We start from the raw sequence: 12005 nt of genomic DNA on the forward strand, positions 1-12005 counted from the left end.
TAGGCTATTCAGCCGACCTGCGCAATGCGCAGCAGGTTGGTGCTACCGGACGCGCCAAACGGCATGCCGGCTGCGATAACGATGGTCTGGCCGGATGCGGCGAATTGCTGGGTGACAGCGGTTTGGATGGCCACTTCGGTCATTTCGCTGACGTTGGTCACGTCCTGGCACAGCACCGGATGTACGCCCCAGACCAGCGCCAGTCGGCGTGCCGTGGCGGGGTTCGGCGTCATGCCGAGGATGCGGGCGCGCGGCCGCTCGCGCGCCATGCGCAGCGCCGATGCGCCCGAGCTGGTGTAGGCCACCATGGCCGCTACGTCCAGCAGCCCGGCAACCGCGTGGGCCGCGTGGCCGATCGCATCCGCGGTATTGGCGCTGGGCGGGGTGTGCGAGGCGTCTAGCGCGTCGCGGTAATGCGGGTCGGCCTCGGTCTGGGCGATGATGCGCGCCATCATGGCCACCGACTCGACCGGGAAGCGGCCCGAGGCCGATTCGGCCGACAGCATCACCGCATCGGCGCCGTCGTAGATGGCGGTGGCCACATCCGATGCCTCGGCCCGCGTCGGCACGGGCGCGGCAATCATGGATTCGAGCATCTGCGTGGCCACGATCACCGGCTTGCCGAGCCGGCGGCAGGCGCGGACGATGCGCTTCTGGATCGCCGGCACCTGTTCGGCCGGCATCTCCACGCCCAGGTCGCCGCGCGCCACCATCACCGCATCGGTCTCGGCGAGTATGGCTTCCAGGCTGTCGATGGCGGCCGGCTTCTCCAGCTTGGCGACGATGCCGGCCCGGCCTTGCACGATCTGCTTAACCTCGGTGATGTCGGCTGCGCGCTGCACAAAGGACAGCGCGACCCAGTCGACACCGAGGCTGAGGCCGAAGTCCAGGTCGGCGCGGTCCTTCTCGGTCAGGGCCGACAGGGGCAGCACCACGCCGGGCACGTTCACGCCTTTGCGGTCGGACAGCAGGCCGCCGTTGACGACCCGGGTGTCCGCATGGTCGGCACCGCAACTCTGCACCTCCAGTTTGAGCTTGCCGTCGTCCAGCAGCAGCTCGGCGCCGGGCTTCAGGGCGGCGAAGATCTGCGGGTGGGGCATGGAGGCGCGGGTCGCGTCGCCGGGCCGGGCTGCATCCAGGTCCAGGCGGAAGGCGGCGCCATCCAGCAGCTGGACCGGACCCTGGGCGAAGCTGCCTATGCGCAGCTTGGGGCCTTGCAGGTCGAGCAGGATGCCGATGGGGCGGCCGAGCTCGGCTTCGATGGCGCGTATCAGCTCGAAACGCTGGCGGTGGTCGGCGTGCGTGCCGTGGCTGAAGTTCAGCCGGAACACATTGGCGCCGGCGCGTACCAGGGCGGTGATGGTGGCGCGGTCGGCGCTGGCCGGGCCGAGGGTGGCGACGATTTTGGCGTGGTGGGAATGTGGCATCAGTAACCTTGTTGGAGGATGGGCGCGTCAATCAGGATGGCGCGGAAGTCGTTGACATTGGTGAGGGTGGGGCCGGTGATGACCGAGTCGCCCAGCGCCAGGAAGAAGCCGTGGCCGTCGTTGTCGTCCAGGCTGTGGCGCGGGCGTATGCCCTGGGCCCAGGCGCGGGCCAGGGTGTCGGGGGCCAGGGTGGCGCCGGCGATTTCCTCGGCGCCGTCCACGCCGTCGGTGTCGCCAGCGATGGCATGCACGTTGGGCAGGCCATCGAGTGCGACGGCCAGCGAGAGCAGGAACTCTACATTCCGGCCGCCGCGGCCCTGGCCCTTGAGGGTCACCGTGGTTTCGCCGCCGGACAGCAGCACGCAGGGCGGCTGGAACGGCTGGCTGTGCAGCACGACCTGCCGGGCGATGCCGGCCAGCGCTTTGCCCAGATCGCGGGCCTCGCCTTCCAGGCTGTCGCCCAGGATGTAGGGCGTGTAGCCGGCGGCGCGTGCCACTGCGGCCGCGGCTTCGAGCGCGATTTGCGGCGCGGTGATGGTGTGCGTGCTGCTGGTAGCCAGCCGTGGATCGCCGGGTTGGATGCTTTCACCCTGGCCGCTTTCCAGCAGCGCGCGCACGGCGGCGGGCACCGGGATGCGGTAGCGTTCGATGATGGCCAGCGCGTCCGCGCAGGTCGTCGGGTCGGCCACGGTGGGGCCGGAGGCGATGTCGATAGGCGCGTCGCCGGGTACGTCGGAGATCAGCAGCGTGACCAGGCGGGCCGGGTGGCAAGCCGCGGCCAGCCGCCCGCCCTTGACCTGGGAGAGATGGCGGCGCACGCAATTCATCTCCGAGATGCTGGCGCCGGATTCGAGCAGCGCGGTGTTGACGGCCTGCTTGTCGGCCAGGGTCAGGCCTTCGGCCGGCGCGACCAGCAGCGAGGAGCCACCGCCGGAGATGAGCGCGATCACCAGGTCGTCGGCACTCAGGCCGCTGACCAGCTGGCGGATGCGCTCGGTGGCGTGCAGGCCGGCCGCATCCGGCACCGGATGGGCGGCTTCGGCGATCTCGATGCGCTCACACGGCACGGCATAGCCGTAGCGGGTGACCACCAGGCCTTCGAGCGGGCCTTCCCAGTGCTGTTCCAGCGAACGGGCCATGGCCGCCGAGGCCTTGCCGGCGCCGATGACGATGGTTCGCCCCTTGGGTGGTGGTGGCAGGTGGCGCGGCAGGCAGAGCGCGGGCTGGGCCGCGGCGACGGCCGCATCGAACAGGCTGCGCAGCAGGGGTCTGCGGTCGGGCGATGGTTCGGTAGTCATATTGCGTCCTATCAAGCAGGTGCCGGCTAGGTGCGTGACGCGCTGGCAGCCAGGGGCGATACCCGGCCCTGCCCACGTGTCGCCAGCAGCACCAGGATGCCGCCGAGGAACAGGCTGGCCGCCAGCACATACAGGCCGGCGGTGGTGCTGCCGGTCGCGTCCTTGATACTGCCGACCATGAACGGGCTGACGAAGCCGGCCAGATTGCCGACCGAGTTGATCAGGGCTATGCCGGCGGCGGCGGCGGTGCCGCGCAACATGCTGGTCGGCAAGGTCCAGAACAGCGGCAAGCCCGTGAGGATGCCCATGGTGGCCAGGCTCAGCGCGGCCATGGCCCAGGTGACATCGCCACCAAACAGACCACTCAGCACCAGGCCCACGCCGCCCACGAAGCCGGCCCCGGCGGTGTGGAAGCGGCGCTCACCGCTGCGGTCGGAACTGCGGCTGGCCAGCACCATGGCGACGGCGGCCAGGCCGTAGGGAACCATGGTCAGCAGGCCGACGTTCAGCACGTCTTTGACGCCTGCGGTCTTGATCAGCTGTGGCAGCCAGAAGCTGATGCCGTAGAGGCCCATGATGAAGCAGAAATAGATGCTGGCCATCAGCCAGACCCGGCCATTGCTGAAGACTTGTTTCAGGCTGTGGTCGGCGCGCGATCCTTCGTCGCGGCTGATGTTGGCGATCAACAGCTGCTTTTCGGCATCGGTCAGCCAGGTGGCCTTGGCTATCGAGTCGTCGAGGTAGAAGAACACGCAGATGCCCACGAGGATCGAAGGAATGCCTTCGAGCAGGAACAGCCATTGCCAGCCAGCCCAGCCGTGTACACCGGCGAAGGCCTGCATGATCCAGCCCGACAGTGGCCCGCCGATGACGCCAGACAAAGCAATTGCCGTCATGAACAGCGCGACGACACGGGCGCGCCGGGCCGATGGGAACCAGTAGGTCAGGTACAGGATGATGCCGGGAAAGAAGCCGGCTTCGGCAACCCCGAGGAAGAAGCGCAACACGTAGAAAGTCGTTGGCGTTGACACGAACATCATGGCCGAGGAGATGACGCCCCAGGTCACCATGATGCGGGCGATCCAGACCCGTGCGCCGGTGCGGTGCAGGATCATGTTGCTCGGCACTTCGAACAGAAAGTAGCCTATGAAGAAGATGCCGGCACCCAGGCCATAGACGGTTTCGCTGAACTTCAGATCGGCCAGCATCTGCAGCTTGGCGAAACCGACGTTGACCCGGTCGAGGTAGGCGACGACGTAGCAAAGAAACAGAAAGGGAATGAGTCGCCAGGTGACTTTGCTGTACGCGGCTTTTTCCAGCGCGGCGCTGGAGGGGGATGGACTGGGCATTTTTGTCTCCGGTGGATGGTGCCCGCAGTCTAGGGAGGCGCGCCGCGGATGCCGAGTGACATCTCGTCAAGCCGGCCTCAACCAGCTGGAATAGCCTTGTGCGACAAGGACTTGCGCGCTGTGCCGTCGGTGGGCTGGGTGAAAACCCCTAGGCGGCCAGAGCTTCCGCTCAGCCTACGTCTGGCTCGGCTTGCCACACCACATCCAGCATGGCCAGCAGCGCCTGCAGGGTGGCGGAGTCTTCGCTAGAGCGCCGGTAGAGCAGGGACAAGGGGCAGGGCAGGCGCACGCCGTGCCAGGTAACCGCCTGGCCGCTCTGCACCACCGGCGCGGCGATCTGTTCGCGCATCAGTCCGAGTGCGACCCCGGTCTGCACCAGTTCCAGCATGGTGGCCTCCTGGTCGGCCTGCACCACGGTGCGGTAGGTCAGGCCGCGCTCGGCAAACATCTGGCCCACCAGGCCGTATTGCGAGCTGCCGACGGCTGTGGCGAGCCAGGGCATGGCCGCCAGCTCGTTCCAGCCCGCATGGCGCAGCCGTTCTTCCCAAGCCGCAGGCCCCACCACCACATAGTGTTCTAGTGACAACTGGCGTACCGCGATATCCGCGTCTTTGAGTGTTCCCAGGTAGAAGCAGGCGTCGACCTGCCCGTCGCGCAACATCTGCAGCGCGCTGCCGGAGATGCCGTGCAACAGCGTCACGTCCACATGGGGGTAGAACTGCAGCAAGGCGGTGAGCAAGAGGCCCAGGCGGATCGACTCGGGATCGATGATGGTGCCGAGCCGCAGTTCGCCCGAGACGGTGCCGCGCATCAAGGCCGCCTGTGCGCTGATGTCCTGCACGGCGTCTAGGGTCTTGGTGGCCAGTGGCAGCAGGCGTCGGCCTTCTCCGGTCAGCACCATGCCGCTGGGCGTGCGGGCGAAAAGCAAGACGCCCAGCTCGTCTTCCAAGCCCTTGATCTGCTTGGAGAGGGCGGATTGGGTGAGGTGCAGCTGCTCGGATGCCCGCACCAGCTGGCCGCTGCGCGCCACGGCCAGAAAGGCCCTCAGTTGGTTGAATTCCATCGCGGCATTGTCTCTGGTTCGGCGCAAGGGGATTGAGGATTCGCGTTGTCGATGTTTATTTACCCGGGTGAAATGTGTTGGGTTTTATATCCGGGTAGAATTCATTCATTCTAAATTTCACCCGGGTAAAAATATGGCTTGGTTAGATACCCCGTGCACGGCATTTGAAGGCGGTCACTGCATCGCCAGTGGCGCGCTGAAAGATGTTGCGCCGCGCGCCAAGGCGGTGGTTGATCTGGCGGCCAGCAGCACGGCGCCGCTGCCGGTGCTGGTGTTCAGCGATGCGAGCAGCGAAACCATAGAGCTGGATTGGCGTGGCACACCCGAGGTGTTCAGCGCCCGGCTCGCACAGCTGGCCGCTGCACTGGATGCGGTGGCGGAGCCTGATACCAACACCAGCGATGGCTGGGCCGATGCCGTGCCGGCGGACGCCGAGGCGCCGCGTGGCCCTGGTCGGCCCAAGCTGGGCGTGGTGGCGCGGGAGGTCACCTTGTTGCCCCGGCATTGGGAATGGCTGGCCGGCCAACCGGGTGGTGCCTCGGTGGCCTTGCGCAAGCTGGTCGAAGTCGCGCGCCGGGACTCGGTGGCGACGGACCGGGTGCGGCGCTGCAGTGCCGCCGGCTACAAGTTCATGGCCACCATGGCCGGCCATGAACCGGCCTTCGAAGAAGCCAGCCGCGCGCTGTTTGCGGGCGACCGGGTCGGCTTCGAGGCACGTATCGCCGGCTGGCCGGCGGATGTACAAAACCATTTGAAAAAAATCCTGGCAGACGCCTTCCAGTCATGAACCGTGAGAATCCTATGGACACGAATACCTTGCCGTCTCCATCTTCTACTGCCGCTGCGGGCGCGCCGCAGCCCAAGGTGTTGTGGAAGGTGTATCTGGCGTTCTTGGTGCCGATGATCGCCAGCAACTTCCTGCAGGCGCTGTCGGGCACCATCAACAATATCTACCTGGGCCAGATGCTGGGCGTGGGGGCGATGGCCTCGGTGTCGGCCTTCTTCCCGGTGCTGTTTTTCCTGATCTCCTTCATGATCGGCCTGGGCGCCGGTGCTGCGGTGTTGATCGGCCAGGCCTGGGGAGCAAAGGAGCTGGAGCGGGTCAAGGCGATTGCCGGCACCACCTTGATGGTGGGTCTGTGCGCGGGCCTGGTGGTGGCGGTGTTTGGCGGCGCATTCACGCAGAGCATGTTGCGCGCCCTGGGCACGCCGGCCGACATCCTGCCGGGGGCTACGGCCTATGCGCGGGTGATGCTGCTGGCAGCGCCGGCGGTGTTTATCTTTTTGCTGGTGACTTCCATGCTGCGCGGTGTGGGCGACACCACCACACCGCTGAAAACGCTGCTGATTTCTACCGCGGTGGGCTTGGTCGTGACCCCGGCGCTGATCCGCGGCTGGGCTGGCTTGCCGCAGATGGGCGTGGCCAGCGGCGCGTACGCGGCGGGCGTCGGCTTTGTGCTGTCCATGGGCTGGACGGCCTGGTCGCTGCGGCGCAAGAACCACGTGCTGGCGCCGAATGCGGGCTTCATACCGCATCTGCGCATCGACCGGGCGATCCTGGGTAAGGTGCTGCGCATCGGCCTGCCGACGGCGTTGTCGATGATCACCATCTCGATTGCTGAAATCGCCGTGCTGTTCCTGGTGAACCGCTATGGCTCGCAGGCCACGGCCGCGTATGGTGCAGTGAACCAGATCGTTTCCTACGTGCAGTTTCCGGCGATTTCGATTGCAATTACCGCGTCGATTCTGGGTGCGCAGGCAATTGGCGCGGGGCGCGGCCATACCCTGGGGCAGATTGCCCGTACCGGCATCTGGATGAATCTGCTGCTGACCGGTGCGCTGGTGCTGCTGGGCTATGTGTTCTCGCGCAGCATTCTGGGCCTGTTCATTACCGATGTGGCGGTGGTCGATCTGGCGCAAACCCTGTTGCACATCATGCTGTGGAGCAGTGTGGTCATGGGCATGTCCATGGTCTTGTCGGGCCTGATGCGCGCCAGCGGTGCGGTGCTGGTGCCCACGGTGCTGACGATGCTGGCCATTGCCGGGGTGGAGATACCGGTGGCCTGGGTGCTGAGCCACTACTACGGCCTGAATGGCATATGGGCGGCTTATCCGATTGCCTTTTCGGCCATGCTGGCGATGCAGACTGCCTACTACCGACTGGTGTGGCGCAAGAAGCCAGTGCGCCGCTTATAGGCAGATGGGGGCGGCCGTGGAAGCCAAAAAATTCACGAATCTCCTGAAAATTGAGGATAAATAACCCTGTATACCGCCGTGGTGTGCGCGCTAGCGCACAGAGGGCATTTCGATCAAGAGGATAATACGGGCTTCGATCCGGCTTCGCGCCGCATTCTATATGCCTTAAAGGCATCCCAACAAAGGTTCTATCGATGGCGAAAGCTGATTCCAAAACTGCCATGCTTGCTGACGGATTGCGTTATAAATCCAAGGCTTCTGGCTCGCCCTTTGCGGCTGCTGCATCATTTGGCGGCGCCACCATGTCGTGCTTCCTGTGTGGCAAGCACCGTACCCGTTCGCTGATGGGCACGCGCAAGGTATTGGGCAAATCCCAGGCGGTTTGCGCCCCATCGTGCCAAGCGATGGACGAAGCAGCAAGCTAAATTTCACCGTCCTCCTGCAAACTGGCCCTGCGGTTGTGGCCTAATTGCGGGTTGACCAATTTTCAATGGAGTAATTAAATGGCACAAGAACCCCGTACCGAAGCAGAGCGTCGCGCGACTCCCCGTCCTACGCCCCTGCCTGGTTACACCAACCCCGTGAGCCGCGGCCAAAAGCGCAGCCTGGAACGTGGCGTTGCAACCCGCAGCAAGAAGAACCCTGGCAAGCGTCCCCATAAAGGCGGTTAAGAGGCGGCTAAGCCCTCTCTTTTGCGAGCACTGCGCCGCGTAGGTTGCCTTCAACAGGCACCCTACGCGGCGTTGTCATTTGTGCAGTTCCAAATTCAAGCAGAATCGAGCCTATGGTCAAACACAAATCCGGCCCCAGTGAATGGGTGACCAAAATGCTGGCATTGATCCGTAGCGGCAACGCCACGGCCGCGATTGCCCAGATCAAGGCTGCGCCCAGCGCCAAAGATGTGGCCCAGCTGCGCGTGATGTTGCAACTGCCCAACGCGCCCGCCCGCCATCCGAATGTGGATACTGCCCTCAACGAGCAGGTGGTGGCGCTAGCCAGCCCGCGCTTGCACCGCGCTCCATGACCGAGCCACGCATCCGGGGTTTTCATGCCCACGTCTATTTCGATGCGACCACGCTGGAGCAGGCGCGCGCACTGTGCCTGGACGCTGCCAGCCATTTCAAGCTGGCCATGGGCCGCGTCCACCAGCAGCCGGTAGGTCCGCATCCGGACTGGAGCTGCCAGTTGGCCTTTGGGCCGGCTGTGTTCGCCGATCTGGTGCCGTGGCTGGCCATGCACCGCCGCGGCCTGGTGGTGTTCATCCACCCGATCACCGGCAACGACCTCATAGACCACCGTGACTACGCCATGTGGATGGGGGCGGTGCGGCCGCTGAACTTGTCGGTGCTGTCGGGTGTCGACACTGCTTACGAGCTTCCCGAAGATTGACGATGCAGACTTTATTGCGTGGTTTCCAGCGGTTGGCGGTGGTATGCGGTGCGGGTGTGTTGGTGGCTTGCTCGCTGCCCATGAAAGCCATTCCGCAGCAAGAAGATTTCAACTCCGCCGGCAAGTTTTCGCGCATGTTCGATGCGTCTGCTGCGCAAACCTGCGAGGCGGCCCGGCGTGCCTTGATGAGCCAGGGCTATGTGATTTCCACCGCGGACAAGGAGCTGGTGCAAGGGCAAAAAAGCTTCCAGCCCGAGAGCGAAACCCATGTGCAGGTCGGCATCCGCGTGGTCTGTGCCCCCGAGAGCAAGGACGGGCGCGTCAGCCTGGGCTTTGTGACGGCGTTGCAGGACCGCTATGCGCTGAAGAAGTCGAACACCTCGGCCAGCCTGGGCGTGGGGGCGTTGGGCTCGGTATCGCTGCCGCTCAGCTCCAGCAGCGATGCCATGGTCAAGGTGGGCAGCGAAACCGTGGTCTCCGAGTCGTTCTACGACCGGTTTTTTGCCCTGGTCCAGCATTACCTGGTGCAAGACCTGGAAGACGTTGATACCGACGTCGTCCAGCCAGACAAGCCCAAGCCTGCGCGCTGAGCCTTGGCTCAGGCCTGCTGTGCCTGCAGCCGCTGCGCCAGCGCCGTGAGCCCGGGGTTCGCAGGCGTAGTGGGGGCAGCCGATTCCAGCTGGGCCTGCACCAGGCGCTGCAGTGTCTCCGTCTGCGGCGTGATGCTACCGAAGAAGCGCACCTGCTGGTCTACCAGTACCAACAGTGTCGGGAAGTTGTCTACCTCGATCGGGTCCACCAGATCGGCCTGGTCTTCGATATCGACCCACACAAATTCGGCGCCAGGAAAGCTGCGCCCGACCTGTTCAAACCGTTCCTGGTAGTCGCGGCAGCTGCCGCACCAGTCGGCACACAGGCAGGCAACCCATAAAGTGGGGCTGTTTACTATAGATTTAATAGCTTGTGGCATATGTTCTGATTGCGCTAGCGGGCTATTTTATGTATGAAATTCAGGTCTGGGCCGCAGGCTGCACTGCCTGAGCGCTTGGCGGCAATACTTCCGCCGCCGTGGCTTCCAGCGATTGGCGCAGCCAGCGCTGCACCGGGTCGTGCTGGTGCCGTAAATGCCAGAGCATATACATCGGCAGACTGGGGCAGGGCAGGGGGAGCGCGCAGCTGGCGAAGCCCTGCAGCATGCCCTGGCCCAGCAGGCCGGGCACGCTGGCCAGCCAGGGGCTGCCCTGCAGGAACGCGGCAATGCCGGCAAAGCCGGGCACGGTGGCGGCCATACGGCGCAGTACGCCTTGTGCTTGCAGCCATTGGTCGATGTCGAGCATGCGGCGCGGGTGGTACAACACGCTGACATGCTCGCTTGCCAGGTAGTCGGCCAGCGTATCGGGTGCGGCGCGCACTCTGGCGTCATAAAACACACGGTACGGTGTTTCAAACAAGCGCTTCTGCACGATGTCGGTGGCGTCTGGCGGACGTGGAGACAGCACCAGTTGGCAACTGCCGTCACGCAGCATCTCGGCACTGGGTACGCCCGAGGGGATGGTGTGCAGCCGCACCAGAGGGGCTTGCAGACGCAGTCGCCGCAGCAGTGCCGGTAGCAGCAGGTCGCGCTGCATGTCGTTGGCCGCGATGGTGAAGCAGGCTTGCAGGGACGCCGGGTCAAATTGTTCTGGCGTGGCCAGGCGTTGCATGTCCTCCAGCAGCAGGCGCGCGGGCTGGGCCAGGGCTTCGGCACGCGCCGTGGGGACGATGCCACGGCCCGATTTCACAAACAGCGGGTCGCCGGTTATGCCGCGCAGCTTGTCCAGCAAATGGCTGACGGCCGACTGCGTGACTCCCAGGCGCTGGGCGGCCCGGGTGACCGAGCCTTCCTCCAGTACCGCTAGCAGCAGCTGCAGCAATTGGCCATCCAGGTGGGAGTAATCGAATTTGCTCATGGGTTCGATCTGGATTATCTGGTTTATTCGGGTGATGGTTCTGGGAATACTACGTTCACCCACTTCACAGGAGATCACCATGGCCCATGCCGAGATTCCCGGCACCACCTTGTTCGACGGCACCCAGGCCCGTAAAGGCTACGCCTTGAACAAGATGTGTTTTTCATTCAATGCCGCCCAGGCGCGGGCGGAGTTCCAGCGCGACGAAGAGGCGTACATGCGCCAGTTCGGGCTGAATGCCGAGCAGGCCGAGGCGATTCGCCAGCGCAATGTGCTGGCGCTGATCGCGGCGGGTGGCAATGCCTATTACCTGGCTAAGTTTGCGGGGATTTTTGGGCTGGATATGCAGGACATCGGTGCCCAGCAGACCGGTATGAGCAAAGACGCATTCAAGGCCCGCCTGCTGGCCGCAGGAGCCTGAACATGGCACACATCGTAGGCGCTATCACCACCTCCCACGTGCCGGCCATCGGCCGCGCGATCGCCAAGGACCTGCAGAACGATTCTTACTGGAAACCGTTTTTCGATGGTTTTCCGCCTGTGCGCCAATGGTTGAGCGAGGTCAAACCCGATGTTGCGGTGGTCATCTACAACGACCATGGCCTCAACTTCTTTCTCGACAAGATGCCGACCTTCTCGGTAGGAGCCGCGCCCTCGTACCGCAATGCCGACGAGGGCTGGGGTCTGGCCGACATGGCACCGTTCCAGGGCAACCAGGATCTGTCCTGGCATCTGATCAACAGTCTGGTCAACGATGAGTTCGACATTACGACCTGCCAGGAAATGCTGGTCGACCACGCCTTCTGCCTGCCCATGGCGCTGCTGTGGCCGGATGCGGATGCCCGGGGTAGTTGGCCGGTCACCACGGTGCCGGTGTGCCTGAATACGGTGCAGTTCCCGTTGCCCACAGCCGTGCGCTGCTACAAGCTGGGCGAAGCCATAGGCCGAGCCGTGGCATCCTGGGACAGCGACGCCCGGGTGGTCATCATCGGCACGGGCGGTCTGAGCCACCAGCTGGACGGCCAGCGCGCTGGCTTCATCAACAAGCAGTTCGACCTGCAGTTCATGGACAGCCTGGTCCGCGACCCGGCCTGGCCCACGCGCTTCAGCATCCATGAACTGGTGGAGAAAGTCGGTACCCAGGGCATTGAATTGCTGATGTGGCTGACCACCCGGGCCGCCATGCCCGGCCCGGCCCGGCTGCTGCATTCGAACTACCACATCCCGATTTCCAACACCGCGGCCGGCCTGATGCTGATGGAGCCCGCGGCCTGAATCCAGCTACGCATAAAAAAAGCCCCCGCGGGTGCAACACCGGCGGGGGCTTTTTGTGT

The 12005-nt window shown here is 64.5% G+C and carries 15 protein-coding genes; 9 read left to right on the forward strand and 6 right to left on the reverse strand.

All coding sequences use genetic code 11. From position 1 onward, the window contains the following. Nucleotides 1-8: 8 nt before the first annotated feature. The 4 genes from pyk to J2X19_RS14395 form a co-directional block, all read right to left on the reverse strand. Nucleotides 9-1427: a pyruvate kinase gene (gene pyk / locus J2X19_RS14380; protein WP_310374130.1), complete on the reverse strand. Its 1419-nt coding sequence runs from the start codon at nt 1425-1427 to the stop codon at nt 9-11. Further along, a complete protein-coding gene (locus tag J2X19_RS14385; protein ID WP_310374132.1) occupies nt 1427-2725 on the reverse strand; it encodes a glycerate kinase type-2 family protein in 1299 nt (432 codons plus the stop codon). The genes pyk and J2X19_RS14385 overlap by 1 nt, the downstream gene beginning before the upstream one ends. 26 nt (nt 2726-2751) lie before the next feature. Continuing rightward, nucleotides 2752-4074, reverse strand: a complete 1323-nt coding sequence (locus J2X19_RS14390; protein ID WP_310374134.1) for an MFS transporter — start codon at nt 4072-4074, stop codon at nt 2752-2754. Nucleotides 4075-4243: 169 nt separating this feature from the next. Next, a complete protein-coding gene (locus tag J2X19_RS14395; protein ID WP_310374136.1) occupies nt 4244-5137 on the reverse strand; it encodes a LysR family transcriptional regulator in 894 nt (297 codons plus the stop codon). A 133-nt stretch (nt 5138-5270) separates the two neighbouring features. On the opposite strand from J2X19_RS14395, the gene J2X19_RS14400 reads away from it, so the two are divergent. From J2X19_RS14400 to J2X19_RS14430, 7 genes are all read left to right on the forward strand, one after another. Continuing rightward, nucleotides 5271-5924, forward strand: coding sequence for a DUF2239 family protein (locus J2X19_RS14400; RefSeq protein WP_310374138.1), 654 nt, complete (start codon nt 5271-5273; stop codon nt 5922-5924). 14 nt (nt 5925-5938) lie between these two features. Further along, entirely contained in the window at nt 5939-7333 is a 1395-nt protein-coding gene (locus tag J2X19_RS14405) for an MATE family efflux transporter (protein ID WP_310374140.1), read from the forward strand. 194 nt (nt 7334-7527) lie between these two features. Further along, nucleotides 7528-7758: a hypothetical protein gene (locus J2X19_RS14410; RefSeq protein WP_092754962.1), complete on the forward strand. Its 231-nt coding sequence runs from the start codon at nt 7528-7530 to the stop codon at nt 7756-7758. A 78-nt stretch (nt 7759-7836) separates the two neighbouring features. Next, a complete protein-coding gene (locus J2X19_RS14415; protein WP_165830827.1) occupies nt 7837-8004 on the forward strand; it encodes a hypothetical protein in 168 nt (55 codons plus the stop codon). A gap of 113 nt (nt 8005-8117) precedes the next feature. Continuing rightward, complete coding sequence (locus J2X19_RS14420) at nt 8118-8357, forward strand: hypothetical protein (RefSeq protein ID WP_092754959.1); 240 nt, start codon at nt 8118-8120, stop codon at nt 8355-8357. Further along, nucleotides 8354-8722, forward strand: a complete 369-nt coding sequence (locus J2X19_RS14425; protein WP_310374145.1) for a DOPA 4,5-dioxygenase family protein — start codon at nt 8354-8356, stop codon at nt 8720-8722. Before J2X19_RS14420 ends, J2X19_RS14425 begins: the two co-directional genes overlap by 4 nt. 2 nt (nt 8723-8724) lie before the next feature. Beyond that, a complete protein-coding gene (locus J2X19_RS14430; RefSeq protein ID WP_405048654.1) occupies nt 8725-9312 on the forward strand; it encodes a DUF2242 domain-containing protein in 588 nt (195 codons plus the stop codon). An 8-nt stretch (nt 9313-9320) separates the two neighbouring features. On the opposite strand, the gene J2X19_RS14435 is transcribed toward J2X19_RS14430, so the two are convergent. Together J2X19_RS14435 and J2X19_RS14440 are read right to left on the reverse strand one after the other, a co-directional pair. After that, nucleotides 9321-9692 carry a thioredoxin family protein gene (locus J2X19_RS14435; protein ID WP_310374147.1) on the reverse strand — a complete coding sequence of 124 codons (372 nt, stop codon included), beginning with the start codon at nt 9690-9692 and terminating at the stop codon, nt 9321-9323. 40 nt (nt 9693-9732) lie between these two features. Beyond that, on the reverse strand, nt 9733-10671 hold the full coding sequence (locus tag J2X19_RS14440) for a LysR family transcriptional regulator (RefSeq protein WP_405048655.1): 939 nt from the start codon (nt 10669-10671) through the stop codon (nt 9733-9735). Nucleotides 10672-10750: 79 nt separating this feature from the next. Here J2X19_RS14440 and J2X19_RS14445 point away from each other — a divergent pair, with 79 nt between their 5' ends. Together J2X19_RS14445 and J2X19_RS14450 are read left to right on the forward strand one after the other, a co-directional pair. After that, nucleotides 10751-11092 carry a protocatechuate 4,5-dioxygenase subunit alpha gene (locus J2X19_RS14445; protein WP_116606483.1) on the forward strand — a complete coding sequence of 114 codons (342 nt, stop codon included), beginning with the start codon at nt 10751-10753 and terminating at the stop codon, nt 11090-11092. A gap of 2 nt (nt 11093-11094) precedes the next feature. Further along, nucleotides 11095-11946 (forward strand): class III extradiol dioxygenase family protein, encoded by an 852-nt coding sequence (locus J2X19_RS14450; RefSeq protein ID WP_310374149.1) that lies wholly within the window; start codon nt 11095-11097, stop codon nt 11944-11946. Nucleotides 11947-12005 lie beyond the last annotated feature (59 nt).

This window comes from Rhodoferax ferrireducens (assembly GCF_031458075.1).
GTDB lineage: Bacteria > Pseudomonadota > Gammaproteobacteria > Burkholderiales > Burkholderiaceae_C > Rhodoferax_B > Rhodoferax_B ferrireducens_A.